The 15,502-nt window shown below is 33.8% G+C and carries 15 protein-coding genes and 1 pseudogene; 5 read left to right on the forward strand and 11 right to left on the reverse strand.

All coding sequences use genetic code 11. From position 1 onward, the window contains the following. Positions 1-59 precede the first annotated feature (59 nt). The 5 genes from AAEO59_RS15305 to AAEO59_RS15325 form a co-directional block, all read right to left on the reverse strand. On the reverse strand, positions 60-692 hold the full coding sequence (locus tag AAEO59_RS15305) for a LysE family translocator (RefSeq protein ID WP_341701623.1): 633 nt from the start codon (positions 690-692) through the stop codon (positions 60-62). Positions 693-761: 69 nt separating this feature from the next. Beyond that, positions 762-1,469 carry a tRNA1(Val) (adenine(37)-N6)-methyltransferase gene (locus AAEO59_RS15310; protein WP_341701624.1) on the reverse strand — a complete coding sequence of 236 codons (708 nt, stop codon included), beginning with the start codon at positions 1,467-1,469 and terminating at the stop codon, positions 762-764. Between the two features lie 52 nt (positions 1,470-1,521). Beyond that, positions 1,522-1,872: a four helix bundle protein gene (locus AAEO59_RS15315; RefSeq protein WP_341701625.1), complete on the reverse strand. Its 351-nt coding sequence runs from the start codon at positions 1,870-1,872 to the stop codon at positions 1,522-1,524. Positions 1,873-2,062: 190 nt separating this feature from the next. After that, positions 2,063-2,587: a ribosome maturation factor RimM gene (gene rimM, locus AAEO59_RS15320; RefSeq protein WP_341701626.1), complete on the reverse strand. Its 525-nt coding sequence runs from the start codon at positions 2,585-2,587 to the stop codon at positions 2,063-2,065. A 12-nt stretch (positions 2,588-2,599) separates the two neighbouring features. After that, positions 2,600-3,148 carry a 30S ribosomal protein S16 gene (locus tag AAEO59_RS15325; protein ID WP_341701627.1) on the reverse strand — a complete coding sequence of 183 codons (549 nt, stop codon included), beginning with the start codon at positions 3,146-3,148 and terminating at the stop codon, positions 2,600-2,602. Between the two features lie 192 nt (positions 3,149-3,340). Between AAEO59_RS15325 and AAEO59_RS15330 the strand changes: the two genes are divergently transcribed. The 3 genes from AAEO59_RS15330 to AAEO59_RS15340 all read left to right on the forward strand — a co-directional run bounded on the left by AAEO59_RS15330 (position 3,341) and on the right by AAEO59_RS15340 (position 4,900). Then, positions 3,341-3,820 (forward strand): DUF6252 family protein, encoded by a 480-nt coding sequence (locus AAEO59_RS15330; protein ID WP_341701628.1) that lies wholly within the window; start codon positions 3,341-3,343, stop codon positions 3,818-3,820. Between the two features lie 147 nt (positions 3,821-3,967). After that, positions 3,968-4,315 (forward strand): RNA recognition motif domain-containing protein, encoded by a 348-nt coding sequence (locus tag AAEO59_RS15335; RefSeq protein ID WP_066328408.1) that lies wholly within the window; start codon positions 3,968-3,970, stop codon positions 4,313-4,315. 165 nt (positions 4,316-4,480) lie between these two features. Continuing rightward, on the forward strand, positions 4,481-4,900 hold the full coding sequence (locus AAEO59_RS15340) for an energy transducer TonB (protein ID WP_341701629.1): 420 nt from the start codon (positions 4,481-4,483) through the stop codon (positions 4,898-4,900). A gap of 75 nt (positions 4,901-4,975) precedes the next feature. On the opposite strand, the gene leuB is transcribed toward AAEO59_RS15340, so the two are convergent. From leuB to leuC, 4 genes are all read right to left on the reverse strand, one after another. After that, a complete protein-coding gene (gene leuB, locus AAEO59_RS15345; RefSeq protein WP_188221673.1) occupies positions 4,976-6,031 on the reverse strand; it encodes a 3-isopropylmalate dehydrogenase in 1,056 nt (351 codons plus the stop codon). A 38-nt stretch (positions 6,032-6,069) separates the two neighbouring features. Continuing rightward, positions 6,070-7,593, reverse strand: a complete 1,524-nt coding sequence (locus AAEO59_RS15350) for an alpha-isopropylmalate synthase regulatory domain-containing protein (protein WP_341701630.1) — start codon at positions 7,591-7,593, stop codon at positions 6,070-6,072. A 143-nt stretch (positions 7,594-7,736) separates the two neighbouring features. Beyond that, a complete protein-coding gene (gene leuD / locus AAEO59_RS15355) occupies positions 7,737-8,333 on the reverse strand; it encodes a 3-isopropylmalate dehydratase small subunit (protein WP_341701631.1) in 597 nt (198 codons plus the stop codon). Between the two features lie 126 nt (positions 8,334-8,459). After that, positions 8,460-9,854: a 3-isopropylmalate dehydratase large subunit gene (leuC, locus tag AAEO59_RS15360; protein WP_341701632.1), complete on the reverse strand. Its 1,395-nt coding sequence runs from the start codon at positions 9,852-9,854 to the stop codon at positions 8,460-8,462. A 632-nt stretch (positions 9,855-10,486) separates the two neighbouring features. On the opposite strand from leuC, the gene AAEO59_RS15365 reads away from it, so the two are divergent. Beyond that, a complete protein-coding gene (locus tag AAEO59_RS15365) occupies positions 10,487-11,275 on the forward strand; it encodes a hypothetical protein (protein ID WP_341701633.1) in 789 nt (262 codons plus the stop codon). A gap of 11 nt (positions 11,276-11,286) precedes the next feature. Here AAEO59_RS15365 and AAEO59_RS15370 read toward each other — a convergent pair whose 3' ends face one another. Both AAEO59_RS15370 and AAEO59_RS15375 read right to left on the reverse strand, forming a co-directional pair. Beyond that, a complete protein-coding gene (locus AAEO59_RS15370) occupies positions 11,287-13,230 on the reverse strand; it encodes a tetratricopeptide repeat protein (RefSeq protein ID WP_341701634.1) in 1,944 nt (647 codons plus the stop codon). A 54-nt stretch (positions 13,231-13,284) separates the two neighbouring features. Then, positions 13,285-14,004, reverse strand: coding sequence for a glycosyltransferase family 2 protein (locus AAEO59_RS15375; protein WP_341701635.1), 720 nt, complete (start codon positions 14,002-14,004; stop codon positions 13,285-13,287). A gap of 223 nt (positions 14,005-14,227) precedes the next feature. Between AAEO59_RS15375 and AAEO59_RS15380 the strand changes: the two are divergent. Continuing rightward, positions 14,228-15,502 (forward strand): annotated as a pseudogene (locus AAEO59_RS15380) (hypothetical protein); the annotation flags it as partial.

Genomic DNA, 15,502 nt, shown 5'->3' on the forward strand with positions numbered 1-15,502 from the left:
CATAAAGCATTTTAACCAAGAGAAGAAATTTGATTAAATTTCTCTTAAATAAGTTTTCTTTATTTTTTATCCAATGCAATTTTTAAGCCCATGAGAATAAAAATGAGGCTTGATGTTTTGTTTAGCCAAAAATTAAATTTCTCGTTTTCTTTCAATTTATTAGAAAAAAGAGAGGAGAAATAAGCGAGTATAAAACACCAAATAATACCAAGACCGGCATAAGTGAGTCCAAGAATAAAGAAAGGTAATGCTGAATCAGTATTTGTTTTGCTTATGAATTGAGGAAAGAAAGATAAAAAGAAAAGTGCAACTTTTGGGTTTAACACATTTGTGATAACGCCGGAACTGTAGCTTGTCCAGAAAGTTTCGTTTTCCTGTTGTTCTTCTTTAAAGTTAAATTTATCTTGTTTAGTGAGAAGCGCTTTTACTCCAATATATATCAGATATGCTGCTCCGAGATATTTAATCAACGAAAATGCAATAGCTGATTTGGCTAAAATAATCGATAATCCTAAGGCGGCGAATGTGGTGTGTACTAAAATTCCACTGCATATTCCTAATGAAGAATAAAGTCCTGTTTTTTTACCTTTAGTAAGCGATTTATTCAGGATAAAAATGGTGTCTATTCCAGGAGTTAAAACGAAGATAATTGCTGAAATTACGTAAAGGGAAAAATTTTCTACTCCTGACATTGCTTTTTTTGTACAAATATATTCAATATTCTTTTTTTGATACAGGTTCAGAAATGAGTTCTTTTACGGTTACAGTTTTAAATAGAAGTCTTTCGTTAATTCTATGTATTCTGGGGTGTATTGATGTCTGGCTATTTCGATAATCAATTCATCAATAGGGAAATTAGGAATTTCATTTCGACTAAAAGCCAAAAGGCTACGCTTGATTTCAGTAGTTGGAGTTCCTTTTACTCGGGTGATTTTGATTGGATGCAATTCGAATTGATTGGCTAAAGCCAAGAAATTTTCTTCTTCTTTGAAAGGAATAATGACAGAAAAAATACCGTTTTCAGAAAGTAATAAAGCAGCAGCTTCAATTAATTTTTCAAAAGGCATGGCGTCCTGAAAGCGGGCTAAATCGCGCTGTTCGCTGTTTGATTTATAATCTTCGCTATAAAAAGGCGGATTGGAAACGATTAAATCGTACTCGTCTTCGGGTTCTTCGATAAATTCGTCTAAACCAGCGTGGAAACAAAATAAACGGTCGTTCCAAGGCGAATTTTCAAAATTCTCTGTGGCTTGTTCGTATGCGTCTTCGTCAATTTCTAAAGCATCAATTTGCTCAGCATTGCTTCTTTGTGCAAGCATTAAAGCAATAATTCCGGTTCCGGCACCAATGTCTAAAACACTAAACGGATTGTTTTCAATTGGTGTCCAGGCGCCTAATAAAACACCGTCAGTGCCAATTTTCATTGCACAACGATCTTGTTCTATAGAGAATTTTTTGAATGAAAACATAAGGTAAAATTCCAATTTTTTTAAATTCCAAATTCCAAATATAGAGAGGGAATTACTTTGTTGTTTTAGTAATAATTGCCGAAAGTATTTTTCTTAATTCTTCCACTTCAAATAATAAGGATTCTGAAGTTTCTTGATGTTCTGGATTTAATTCTTGTAATAATCGAAGCCAGTATTTGGATTCTTTAGCTTCTTTTCTGGCTATTTTTAAACGAAAAGACAAATCTTTTTCTCCTAGTTTTTCGTTTGCTTCAATGTAATTAGCTCCGACAGAACCAGATGATCTAACTAATTGTTTTCCATCCTCAGTATTTGAAATGGTTTTTGGTAGTTTTTTAATATAAGATCTACATTCTTTAGCAAACAAAAAAGTTCTTTCTTCTAAATCGTATGGTTTTTCCATAAAATATTAAATTCCAAAAGTTAAATTTTGAATTCCAAAACTCATTATGAAGAATGATTATTCAATTTGATTTTGAGTTTCAAATTTAGATTAAAAAATTGAAATTTCCTCTCTATATTTGGAATTTGGAATTTTTGTATTGGAATTTTCTTCTTTAGTTGGAAATTGGAATTTCTTTTTTTGGATTTTCTTAAAGATACATCTCAATTAATCCTTCCGGTAAATCCATGATAATTTTTTTGTTTTCACGGTCTACTTTTACTAGGAATTGATCAATCATAGGGATTAGAATTTCCGCTCCGTCTTTTAAAACCTCGAAAAGGGGTTGGGCAGTAGTATCGTTTATGGATTGGATTTCTCCAACAATTCCTAATCGTTTGTCTTCCACTTCAAAACCAATTACTTCGTGGAAATAAAATTTGTTACCGCTAAGTTTAGGTAACATGTTTAATGGAAGATATAAATCGGAACCAATAAGATTATCGGCTTCGGTTTCGGTATTGATGTCTTCAAAATGAACTCTTAGAAAGTCATTTTTGTGTAATGAAGCGCTTTCAATAAAAAAAGGAACCAAGTGTTTGTTGTAGTCAACAAACACTGATTCCAAGTTTTCGTATAACTCAGGTTCGTCGGTGTCAAGATAGACAAGGACTTCACCTTTGTAACTAAATTTTTTAGCGATTTTACCTAAATAGAAACAATCTTCTTTACGCATTCGCTATAAAAATTAAGCCTGAGCTTCTTCGTTGTTTTCTTCTGCAGCTGGAGCTTCTTCTTCAGTTGAAGCAGCTTCTTCAGCTTGTGCAGCAGCAATAGCATCAGCTTCTGCCTGAGCAGCTGCAGCGATACGTTTTGCGTTTACTTCTTGTTCAGCTTTGAATGCTTTAGCTTTAGCATCAGCTTGAGCTTTAGATAAACCATCTTTTTTAGCATCAACTTTACCAGCTTTAGCTTCTAACCATGCAGCTAGTTTAGCGTCAGCTTGTTCTTGAGTTAAAGCTCCTTTACGAACTCCTCCGTCAAGGTGGTGTTTCAATAAAGCACCTTTGTAAGAAAGGATAGCTTTAGCAGTATCAGTTGGTTGTGCACCATTGTGTAACCATTTAACTGCGCTATCAAGGTTTAAGTCGATAGTTGCTGGGTTAGTGTTTGGATTGTAAGTACCGATTTTTTCTAAGTATCTACCATCTCTTTTTGAGCGAGCATCTGCTGCTACTACCCAGTAAAAAGGTTTTCCTTTTTTACCGTGTCTTTGTAATCTAATTTTTACTGACATAATCTTTATGATTAAATTTTGAGGTACTCGACCTCGATTAATTAAGGCTGCAAATATACATTTTTTTTTAATACGTCAAACAGTATTTAGTATTTTGAAAAATAATTATTTAGCGGTTTTTTGTGCTTCTTTTTATAGTAATTTAGATTAGTTTCGAACGAATAGTTTATTTTTGTTTGTATATTTTATTTTATGAAAAGATATTTTTTATTTCTGATAGTGTTTTTTGCGCTGTTTTCCTGTCAGGAAGATGTGAAATTCAATACTCCGGCCTTTCAGGCAATGAAAGATAATGTTTTTTGGAGAGCAGTTCAGGCTAGAGCTACTTTGTATTCGGGTGGTAACTTAGTAATAGAGGCGTACACAGCGACAGAAGTTGTTACACTAAATACTGGCGGGATTGCTACAGGTATTTATGTTATAGCTAATACACCTTCGAATACTGCTAATTATGTTTATAAAGACCCTTTGACTAAAGAAAGCGTTACTTTTTCTTCAGGTTTTAATGTTGGAGATGGAGAAATTGAAATTACGGAATATGATGTTGTTAATAAGACGGTTTCCGGAACTTTTAAATGTAATTTGGTTAATATTTTAGATAATCCATTATTTGGACCAACTCTGAATTTTCAATATGGCGTTTTTTATAAGGTTCCTGTTACGGTACAGTAGGGGGTTAATAGGTAAATGTTTGTTTTTTAGTCGCTTTTATCGTTGACTCTTTTTTATTAAATCTTTAATTAACACAGAAATAAGAATATTTATAGTACGTTGTGAAAAAATAAGATTACATTTGTCATAACTATTATAAATAAGTATATGAATATTTTTGTTGGAAGCCTTCCGTTCAGTATTGAGGAAGCAGATTTAAGAGAGTCTTTTGAGGCTTACGGAGCAGTTGATTCTGTTAAAATTATTACTGATAAATTTACTGGAAGAAGTAAAGGGTTTGGTTTTGTTGAGATGCCGGTTGACGCTGAAGCTCAAAAAGCAATTGATGAATTGAATGGGGCGACTGTTCAGGGGCGTACGATTGTAGTAAATAAATCTGAGCCAAAACCGGAAGGTGAAAGAAGAAGTTTTAATAACAACCGTAGAGGAGATTCTCGTGGTGGTTATGGAAACAACCGTGGTGGAGATAGCCGTGGGAATAGAGGGGGATATTAATTTTTTCTTTATATAAAAAAAGGGGACAATTTCAAATTGTCCCCTTTTTTGTTGTACAAATAATTGTATTGTCCTGAGAAGAAAATTCTTTATTAATTATTTTGGTTGTGTAAGAATTAATTGCAAATAACTTTATATTTGTAATTTACTAACGAATCATTATTTATGAGAAAATTACTATTTATAACAATTTCTTTTTTTACAATTCAAATCCTGACAGCTCAAGATGCTGTTGAAAAGGTTGATAACAGAATATATAACATAAACGGAATAGAAAAAAAACCTGAATTTCCTGAGGGCATTAAAGAGTTTCATAAATTCTTAAAGAAAAATTACAAACCATCAGCGGAGGCAAAAGGTTTGGCATATGTAACTTTTATAATTGAAAAAGATGGAAGTCTTTCAAATTTTAAATTATTGAGAGACCCAGGTTTTGGAGCTGGAGAAGAAGCCCTAAGAGTTTTGTCAATTTGTCCTAAATGGTTGCCTGGAGAAACGAAAGGGGAGAAAGTTAGATGTCTTTTTACAACATCTATTCCATATAGAGAGCCAGTTTACACAACAACTAGAAGAGTTTCAGAGTAGATGGATTTTTATTAAAACGATTGTAAACAAAAGAGGCGCAATAAGCACCTCTTTTGTTTTATATAAATTATAAAATTAGATGTTAGCAGCTAACCAATCACCCACTTCTTTAGTTCCGTAAGCTTTTCCTCCGTTAGCCAGGTCTTCAGTTACAATTCCGGCTTCTAAAGCTTTGTTTACTGATTCTCTGATTGCTTTTCCTTCTTCAGCTAAACCAAAGTTTTCAAACATCATTGCAGCAGATAAAACTGTCGCCATTGGGTTAGCAATGTTTAATCCTGTAGCTTGTGGGTAAGAACCGTGAATTGGCTCAAATAAAGAAACTTCAGCTCCTAAAGAGGCAGAAGGCATTAATCCCATTGATCCTGAAATTACAGAAGCTTCGTCTGTTAAAATATCTCCAAATAAGTTTTCAGTGATTAATACGTCATAAGAATTTGGCCATTGTACCAAACGCATTGCAACTGCGTCAACAAATTCATAAGAAACTTCAACTTCAGGGTAATCTTTTTCCATTGCCTGAACTGTTTCTCTCCATAAACGTGATGTTTCCAAAACGTTAGCTTTGTCAACACAACATAATTTTTTAGAACGTGTCATTGCTAATTCGAAACCTTTTTTAGCCAGGCGTTGTACTTCTGCTCTCGTGTATACACAGTTGTCAAAAGCAGTATCTCCGTTGTCTCTTCTTCCTTTTTCACCAAAGTAAATACCACCTGTTAATTCTCTTAAGAAAACTAAGTCAGTTCCTTCGATTCTTTCTCTTTTTAATGGAGATTTATCTAATAAAGATGGGAAAGTAAAGGTTGGTCTTACGTTTGCAAACAAACCTAATGCTTTACGCATTTTTAATAAACCTTGTTCTGGACGAACTGGCGCAGAAGGATCGTTATCATATTTTGGGTGACCAATAGCTCCGAAAAGTACTGCATCAGCATTTTTACAAACTTCATGAGTTGAATCTGGATAAGGCTCACCTACAGCGTCAATAGCAGCAGCACCAGTTAAAGCTGGTTTCCAAGTGATTTCATGTCCAAATTTTTGTGCAATGGCATCTGATACTTTTACTGCCTGATCAATTACTTCCGGTCCGATTCCGTCCCCTGCTAAAAGTGCGATGTTTAATTTCATTATTTTGTATTTATATTAATTTATTGTTTTGTTTCGTATTATTCGGCTACAACATTGAGCATTTTTTGCGTAGCAATAATGGCTGCTACTGTTTGATCGGAATCCAATCCTCTTGTTTTGAATTCTTTTCCGTCATTTACCCATGTAATGATGGTTTCACATAAAGCGTCTGAACTACTTCCTGGAGGGATTCTTACGGCGTAGTCAATCAGCTTAGGAAGTGTCATTTTTTTGGTTTTGTATATTTTAGCCAAGGCATTCATAAAAGCATCAAATTGACCGTCTCCCTGAGCATGCTCTTCGATAATTTGCCCATCAATCTTAAGGCAAAGTGTTGTTGACGGACGCATTCCTTTGGCGTGCGATAATAAATAAGATTCAACCGTGATTTTTTCCTGATAGGTGTGGCTGTCCAATACATCAGAAATGATATAAGGTAAATCTTCTTTAGTTACTGTTTCTTTTTTGTCACCCAATTCGATGATTCTTTGGGTAACCAATTTTAAATCTTCCTGATTCAATTGTAAGCCAAGTTCCTGAAGGTTTTTTTCAATATTGGCTTTACCAGAAGTTTTTCCTAAAGCGTATTTTCTTTTTCTTCCAAAGCGTTCCGGAAGTAAATCGTTGAAATATAAATTGTTTTTATTGTCACCATCAGCGTGAATTCCGGCAGTTTGAGTAAAAACGTTATCGCCTACAATTGGCTTGTTGGCTGGGATTCTATAACCGGTAAAGGTTTCCACTAATTTACTAACCGAATATAAAGAGGTTTCTTTTACGCCAATTTCAATCTCCGGCATAAAATCGTTGATTACAGCAATGGTGCTGGCCAAAGGTGCGTTTCCGGCGCGTTCGCCCATTCCGTTTACGGTAACGTGTAATCCGTGAACACCTGCTTTTAGAGCTTCCATAACATTGGCTACACTTAAGTCGTAGTCGTTATGTGCATGAAAGTCAAAATGGATATTAGGATATTTTTTGGTGATTTCTGAAATGTATTCAAAAGTTTCAGAAGGAATAAGTACGCCTAATGTATCCGGAAGCAAAATTCTTTTTACGGGTTGTGTGCTGATGAAATCTAAATATTGGTAAACATATTCCGGAGAATTACGCATACCATTACTCCAGTCTTCTAGGTAAACATTGGTTGCGATTCCATTTTCATTGGCTAAAGAAATACTTTCGGCAATTTCAGAAAAATGCTGTTCCGGTGTTTTTTTTAATTGATGGGTAAGGTGGTTGAGAGAGCCTTTAGTTAAAAGATTTTGAACTTTTGCGCCGGACTTTTTCATCCATTCGATAGAGAGTCCTTTATCGACAAAAGTTAATACTTCGATTTTGTCGGTATATCCTTTTGTTTGTGCCCAGGCCATGATTCCTTTAACACCTTCAAATTCTCCTTCGCTTACACGAGCTGATGCGATTTCGATACGGTCAACAAGTAACTCTTCTAGTAATAATTGGGCAATGGTTAGTTTTTCTGCAGCAGAAAATGATACTCCTGAGGTTTGTTCACCATCACGAAGTGTCGTGTCCATTATTTCAATTTTTCTCTTTCCCATTATAATTTGATGCTAAAAAAAGGTTTCTGATTTCAGTATTTTGAAATCATTGTTTGGTGTGTTTTATAAAACGGTAAAAGCAGCTGCCGGTAAATTCCTAAACGGAATGCTAAGGCAGCTGCATTTTTGTATGATTGTATTATTTAGTAAGGTAGCTTACTTGCAAAACTTACGATTTCTTCTTTTACACTTTGTAAATAATCGATATCATCAAAACCGTTCAAAAGGTTGTTCTTTTTATATCCGTTGATGTCGAAAGATTCTTTTTCACCTGTAGCTTTCAATGTGATTGTTTGCTCTGGTAAGTTGATTTCTAATTCAGTGTTTGGATCAGCATCAATTGCAGCAAATATTTTTTCTGAAAATTCTGGAGAAACCTGTACTGGTAATACACCAATGTTTAAACAGTTTCCTTTGAAAATATCAGCAAAGAAAGAAGAAACTACAGCGCGGAAACCATAATCATAAACTGCCCAGGCAGCGTGCTCACGAGAAGAACCTGAACCGAAGTTTTTTCCACCTACAAGGATTTTTCCGCTGTAAGTTGGGTTGTTTAAAACGAAATCAGCTTTTGGAGTATCGTCTCCGTTGTATCTCCAGTCTCTGAAAAGGTTGTCTCCAAAACCTTCACGTTTTGTAGCTTTCAAGAAACGAGCAGGGATGATTTGGTCAGTATCTACGTTTTCTATCGGTAGTGGCACTGCACTACTGGTAAGTATATTAAATTTATCGTATGCCATTTTAATTTAGATTTTAGATTTCAAAAATTCAGATTTTAGATTTCCATCAAGGCAATCAATCATGAATATTTAAAATCTTTTTATTTTTTAATTCTTTTTTGAAATAGTTATTGCTATTGAATTCAATTACAATAAATCTCTAGGATCTGTCAATTTTCCTGTAACTGCAGCTGCAGCAGCCATAATTGGAGATGCTAACAAAGTTCTTGAACCAGGTCCTTGACGACCTTCAAAGTTTCTGTTAGAGGTACTTACTGCATATTTTCCTGCAGGTACTTTATCATCATTCATAGCTAAACATGCAGAACAACCAGGTTGACGCAATACAAATCCAGCTTCAGTAAGGATGTCTAAAATTCCTTCTTCTTTAATTTGTGCTTCAACAACGTGAGAACCAGGAACTAACCAAGCGGTAACGTTATCTGCTTTTTTGCGGCCTTTTACGATAGAAGCAAATGCTCTAAAGTCTTCGATACGTCCGTTAGTACAACTTCCTAAGAAAACATAGTCGATTGGTTTTCCAATCATTACGTCGTCTTCATGGAATCCCATGTAGTTTAATGATTTTTTATAAGTTTCCTCTCCACCTTCTACTTGGTCGGCACTTGGAATATGTTTAGTGATACCAATTCCCATTCCAGGGTTTGTACCATAAGTAATCATTGGCTCGATGTCTTCTGCATTGATGTTTAATTCAGCATCAAATACTGCATCAGCATCCGTTTTTAAAGTTTTCCAGTATTCTACTGCTTTAGTCCAGGCTTCACCTTTAGGAGCGTATAATCTTCCTTCAAGGAAATCGAAAGTAGTTTGGTCAGGAGCAATCATACCGCCACGAGCACCCATTTCGATAGAAAGGTTACAAACAGTCATACGACCTTCCATTGTCATTTCTTCAAAAACATTTCCTGCATATTCTACAAAATATCCTGTTCCTCCTGAAGTAGTTAATTGTGCAATAATGTATAACGCAACGTCTTTAGGAGTAACTCCTTTGCTTAATTTACCGTTTACGTTAATACGCATTTTTTTAGGTTTTGGTTGCATGATACATTGAGTAGAAAGAACCATTTCTACTTCTGAAGTACCAATACCGAAAGCGATAGCACCAAAAGCACCATGAGTAGAAGTATGTGAATCACCACATACAATTGTAGCACCAGGTAAAGTGATTCCGTTTTCAGGACCTACTACGTGTACAATTCCATTTTTTTGATGACCTAATCCCCAGTGAGAAATACCATATTCAGCAGCATTAGTTTCTAATGCTTTTAATTGATTTGCTGATAATGCGTCTTCAACAGGCAAGTGTTGGTTAATGGTCGGTGTATTGTGATCTGCAGTTGCGAAGGTTCTTTCCGGATATAATACTGATACGCCTCTTGATTTTAGACCCAAGAAAGCTACCGGGCTGGTAACTTCGTGAATGAAATGGCGATCAATAAAAAACACATCTGGTCCGTCTTCAATTTTACGCACAACATGCGAATCCCATACTTTGTCAAATAATGTCTTGCTCATTTTTTAATTTTTTTAGTGTATTTCTGTGTTTTGTGGTACTAACTTTTCAAATAAGATAGTAACAAGAACGCAAAAGTATAAAAATCAATATATGTATTCAATTAATATTATCAATTATATACGATACTCAAAGTCTATTAATGTCTTGTTGTTCTTTTGTTTTGTATGCTTGTGTTTTAAGTAGTTAGTTTTTTTATTTCTATTTTGATTCAGAAAGTTGTTTTTTGTAACAAGTCGTTAAGTGAGTTTTGTATTGATGATTTTTAGGTCTTTTTGTCTAATTGCTTTATTATGTTTAACAAAATGTTTAAAATTAGCTTTGAAACAATAAAAACATCAAGGTTTTGTGCAAAATATGGTTTTGTGATTGTTTGTTTATTTATGGATTAATTAAATTTGTTGTTAGCTTTTAGAGTTGATTTAGTTTTTGAAAAAATTACGACAACCAAAAAAATAAGAAAGTGGATTTCTAATATTGTTTTTAGAGGATGATTGTTATTCTGGACTAGGTGTTGGATTCGATTTAAAACTTTGTTGGTGGAGTCTTTGTTCTTTTAATTGCGTAAATTTATAGTAGAAATCTTCGGGTTATTTTTAAATGAATTATAGTCTGTTGTTTGATAAGATGAATTATGATAGAGAAATTTACAATAGTGCTGATTTTAATTATTTGCTTTTTCAATTCGTATTTAGGATATGCTCAGATGCGCAAAATTTATTCAAACATTGAAAGCAAAAATGTGTTGTATTTCAAAGTAGAAGAAATCGTTAATATGGCGTTTGGAGGTACCACTACAAGATATACGGTTTCTGATTTAAGTTTGATTAGCAAAGTAGATTTAGGTCCTGATAATATTAGGATAATAAGTCCGGTCTATAAAGAAGAAAATTACAGAAAGAAATATTACATCGAAACTAATAATTCAGATGTAGCAAACAGTAAAGATCGCGAACCAACCAGACTTCTTGAAATTGCTATTGAAAGCGGAAAAATTGAAATTCCAGAAAACCCATCAATAGAACAATCTTCTTTGGCTCTTGTTTTGTCTAAATTAATTAAAGTTGAAATTCCTCCTGCTGAAAAAAATGCGACTCCGGTGGTTCAAAATACCGTTGCTCCAGTTCTGGCCGAATCTCAAAAGGAGAAAAGAGATTTTATTCTGGTAAATGTGGTTTATGTCTATGAAAGAGTCCTTGAAAAAGGCTACCAATCTGCTTTTATGTTTAGAGAAGTAGCGAATTATTATTATTTTAAAGGGCAAATGGAAAAGGCTGCTAAATGGTATGAACCGCTTTTTGCAATGCCCAATGAGCATTTAGAGCCTATTTATTATTTTCGTTTTGGGGATGCTTTGAGAAAAACAGGAAAAACCCAAAGGGGAAATGAATTGGTTGAGAAATTCAATCGGTTGGTAGAATGAGATTAAACTATTTATTTTGTTAACTCAGCATAATAGTAATTTGCTTTTTGGATGTTACCTAATTGTTGATGTGCCATAGTTAAAAATTTTAAAGCATTTTTTTCATTCGGATTTAATTTATATGCTTTTTCAAAAGCAGTAATAGCATTCTTAAGATTTCCTGATGCCGCTAAGGTATTTCCATAATTCATCCATAATTCAACAGAACTAGCATTCTTTTTTATGCCTTCTTTGAAGACCAAAATAGCTTTGAGGTATTCTTTTTTATTGAACAAAGCCACACCATAATAATTATAGGTGTTTTCTAGAACGAAATTATTGCGTATTAATTCTTTGTAAATTGCAATGGCCTCATCTAAATTATTGTTTCTAAAATAAGCATCAGCTAAATTAGCCTGTAATGAATAATCATTTTTGGCTAAAGCCAAAGCCCTTTTTGTAATTTCTATCGATTTTTCGTAGTCCTTGATTCGATAATAACAAACGCCTAAATTAGTTAGTGAACCTTTGTCATTTGGGTCAATTGCTAAGGCTTTTTTGTAAGCATCAATAACTGAAGGTAATTGTTGTTGTTGAAGTTCAATATCTGAGGGTAATTGACTGAAAAGTACGGTAGCATAATTGAAATTTACACGCGCACTATTAGGTGAATTCGATAAGTCTTCTGTGAACAAAGTAGTATTTGACTCCCAAACTTTGTTTCTATTATAGGTTTTAAATGCAAACAACAAAAAAACTAAGCATAGAATATAAATCGATGGATGATAAAAATTTTTTAATTCTTTGTTTTTTGAGCGATATAGCAATAAAAAAACCAAAGCAATACTAGTTCCTAAAACAGGAGTGTATAATAAACGGTCTCCCATTGTCGTTCCAATAAGAACAACAATATTACTAGCCAAGAAAATAGTAATCAAAAAAAACAGTACACCAAAACTGATAATGCTATTCTTATTTCTAAAAAAATAAACAGCCCAGAAAAGCAATCCAATAAGTAATAAACTGATGATAAACGAGAAAGAACCTACCGTCACACAAGGGATTTGATTGTATGAATAATCATAACTCATGGTGTAAGGATAAATAGACTTAACAATGTATCTGCCAAAAATGGTAAATCCCGTAGCTATTTTAGTTAAAAAATCATCGCAACCAAATAAAGAATTATCCAAATACGAATATTGAATTCTTTTGAATGGAGAGCTTAAAATAACATAACGATGTAATAAGAGCCACAATGCGCTAATAGAAATAATTGGGATTATTTTAGAAAATAAAACACTTCTTTCTTTTTGATATTTTAACCAAAATAAAAATACAAGTATGGGTAAAAATAATATCCCGGCTTCTTTAGACAGTAAGCATAAAAGAAAGGAAACGATTCCAAAAATCTGAAAAATTTTCTGTTCTTTGATTAAAAGCAAATAAATGCTTAGTGTGAAAAATAATAAGCAAAATATTTCGTCCCGACTCTTGATGTTAGCTACTACTTCGGTATGAATAGGATGGGCCGCAAACAGTAAAACGATAAAAAAAGGAATCCAAACCTGGTGATCCTTTAAATAATAATACAAGACTTTGAATAATAAAACAATACTTAAAACATAGTATAATACATTAAAAAAATGATGAATAAAAGGATTGTTTGGGGATAATTGCCATTCGATGGCAAATGCGACTAATGACAAAGGTCGATATAATCCTGCATTTGAATCCCAGTAGCCTTGCCAGTAAAGTGTAGAAAACAATTCGGGAATTCCAGCTAAACCTTTTTGCACAAATCTATTTTGTTCAATTACAGCAATATCATCTAAAACAAAACCGTGTTTTAGAGTGTTGGCGTAGAGTAAAAAGGAAATAATGGCTAAAAACCAAGTCAATTTTTGTAAAATAAGCTCTTTGTTTAAAGTGTCTTTTTGATTTATATCTGCAATTTTTATGTTTTTTTTACTCATACTACTACTTATAGTTTTGTTTTTTTAACAGTTTTTTGTTTACTATTTAAAATGTTATTTAGCTTTAAAAAGTCCGTATTTGATAATGCAAAAAATAGCGTGAAAGCCGTCTTTCCAGCTAATTTTTTTACCGTCGGCATAGGTTCTTCCATAGTATGATATTCCTACTTCGTATATTCTGATATTTGGAAATCGGACCATTTTAGCGGTAACTTCCGGTTCAAAGCCAAATCTTTTTTCTTTTAAAGAAATGTTTTTAATAATAGAAGAAGTAAACATTTTATAGCAAGTTTCCATATCAGTCAAATTTAAATTAGTTACCATATTGGATAAAAATGTCAAAAACTTGTTCCCTATAGTGTGCCAAAAAAATAATATGCGGTGCGGTTTACTTCCCATGAATCTTGATCCATAAACTACATCCGCAAAACCATCTAAAATGGGTTTCAATAAGAGATTGTATTCTTCAGGGTCATATTCTAAATCAGCATCCTGAATGATTATAAAATCTCCTGTTGCATTAGCAATCCCCATTTGAATAGAAGCTCCTTTTCCTTTATTGTTATCAGTTTTAAAATATTTTATAGAAAGTTCAGAATGCAGTGCTATAAAATTTCGAATTAATTCTTCTGATGAATCAGTAGAACAATCATTGATAATTAAAATCTCTTTGCTAGTGTTTTCAGCTAAATTAACAGTCTCGATTTTTGACAAAAGTTGGATTATTGTTTTCTCCTCATTGTAACAAGGAATTATGATGGAGAGTTTTTGCATGTAGAAAATTTAGTAATTAATGGAGTTGCAAATTAAATAATATCATTTTTATTAAATCAAATTCCATAAGGGATTTTATCTGCTAATTTTTTAAAATCTATGTGTTAATGAAAGATTAATTTTTATCGATGAAATGAAATAAAGATAAGTTGTAAGTTAGGTTTTGTTTTTTTTATTATATATTTGGCTACAAATTTGCTTTAATATTTAACTTCTTATGCTTATGAAAAAAAACTTTACTTTAATTTTTACATTGCTCCTTTGTTGCTTTTACATAGAAGGTAAGGCACAAACACAATTTTGGAGTGATACTTTTGAAAGTTCACCATCAGGTGGAACCAGAACTCCGGAAGAAAATGGGGGAACCACTCCATCGCCCAGTACTGCTTATTTTAAATTAACAGATGGAACTACGGTTTCTCAGGTTGTTCCCTTCACCGGAAAAGAAGGAACGTACTATTGGGCTGGAGAAGATCATAATGCAGTAGGAACCGGTTTTACTGCAAGTGGTGCACAGGGAGCAGCTACAAACAGTACTAATAATGAACTCCAAATCGAATGGACAGGAATTTCAATTGCTGGTAAAACCGGATTAAGTTTCAAAGGTTTAATTGCTGCTGCAAGTACCAATGAACCATGGGATAATACAAATGCCTGTGTTAGTGGTGTGGGAACTACTAATACTGATTATATCATTATTGAATACAGTATTGATGGGGGTGCATATACTAAATTAATTAGTTTTTACAATCGAGGAAGTGCTTCAGGAACTGGAGATAAATATTTATTTGAAGATACTGATGATAATGGTTGTGGAGATGGGACACAACTTACCAATGTTTTTGGAGAGTTTAATAAAAGCATAGTTGGTACCGGAACCACTTTAAGATTAAGAATTCGAGTTTTTTCAGAAGGTAATAATGAAGAATGGGGAATTGATAATTTCCGTCTTTTTGAAGCACCTTCGTGTACAGCACCAACGGTAACGGCAAATCCTTCAAGTGCTACTATTTGTAGTACTAGTAATACAACTTTTAGTATTTCTGCGACAGGTGCTACTGCTTACCAATGGCAGGTAAATACGGGTTCCGGTTTTACGGATATTGCTAATGGTGGCGTTTATTCAACTGCAACAACAAATACACTTACCATTACCGGAGCTACATCAGGAATGAATGGGTATCAATACCGTTGCGTGGCTAAGGATGGTTCTTGTAGTACTACTTCGAGTTCAGGAACTTTAACAGTATCCAATCCTTCAGTGACGCCTTTAAGCCAGACAAATGTGGCTTGTAATGGTGGTGCTACAGGAGCTGCTGCTGTGAATGCGGCAACAGGAGGAGCTGGAGGCTATACTTATAATTGGACACCGGGTAACCCAACAGGCGACGGAACAACTTCGGTAACCGGATTAACAGCAGGTTCCTGGACTTGTACAGTAACAGACGCAAATGGATGTACAGCATCACAGAATTTTACTATTACTCAGCCAACAGCA

The organism is Flavobacterium flavipallidum, assembly GCF_038289905.1.
Lineage (GTDB): Bacteria > Bacteroidota > Bacteroidia > Flavobacteriales > Flavobacteriaceae > Flavobacterium > Flavobacterium flavipallidum.

Bases quoted from the DNA above. Each gene is read 5' to 3' on its own strand.
- AAEO59_RS15305 (WP_341701623.1), bottom strand. From the start codon at position 692: ATGTCAGGAGTAGAAAATTTTTCCCTTTACGTAATTTCAGCAATTATC.
- AAEO59_RS15310 (WP_341701624.1), bottom strand. From the start codon at position 1,469: ATGTTTTCATTCAAAAAATTCTCTATAGAACAAGATCGTTGTGCAATG.
- AAEO59_RS15315 (WP_341701625.1), bottom strand. From the start codon at position 1,872: ATGGAAAAACCATACGATTTAGAAGAAAGAACTTTTTTGTTTGCTAAA.
- rimM (WP_341701626.1), bottom strand. From the start codon at position 2,587: ATGCGTAAAGAAGATTGTTTCTATTTAGGTAAAATCGCTAAAAAATTT.
- AAEO59_RS15325 (WP_341701627.1), bottom strand. From the start codon at position 3,148: ATGTCAGTAAAAATTAGATTACAAAGACACGGTAAAAAAGGAAAACCT.
- AAEO59_RS15330 (WP_341701628.1), top strand. From the start codon at position 3,341: ATGAAAAGATATTTTTTATTTCTGATAGTGTTTTTTGCGCTGTTTTCC.
- AAEO59_RS15335 (WP_066328408.1), top strand. From the start codon at position 3,968: ATGAATATTTTTGTTGGAAGCCTTCCGTTCAGTATTGAGGAAGCAGAT.
- AAEO59_RS15340 (WP_341701629.1), top strand. From the start codon at position 4,481: ATGAGAAAATTACTATTTATAACAATTTCTTTTTTTACAATTCAAATC.
- leuB (WP_188221673.1), bottom strand. From the start codon at position 6,031: ATGAAATTAAACATCGCACTTTTAGCAGGGGACGGAATCGGACCGGAA.
- AAEO59_RS15350 (WP_341701630.1), bottom strand. From the start codon at position 7,593: ATGGGAAAGAGAAAAATTGAAATAATGGACACGACACTTCGTGATGGT.
- leuD (WP_341701631.1), bottom strand. From the start codon at position 8,333: ATGGCATACGATAAATTTAATATACTTACCAGTAGTGCAGTGCCACTA.
- leuC (WP_341701632.1), bottom strand. From the start codon at position 9,854: ATGAGCAAGACATTATTTGACAAAGTATGGGATTCGCATGTTGTGCGT.
- AAEO59_RS15365 (WP_341701633.1), top strand. From the start codon at position 10,487: ATGATAGAGAAATTTACAATAGTGCTGATTTTAATTATTTGCTTTTTC.
- AAEO59_RS15370 (WP_341701634.1), bottom strand. From the start codon at position 13,230: ATGAGTAAAAAAAACATAAAAATTGCAGATATAAATCAAAAAGACACT.
- AAEO59_RS15375 (WP_341701635.1), bottom strand. From the start codon at position 14,004: ATGCAAAAACTCTCCATCATAATTCCTTGTTACAATGAGGAGAAAACA.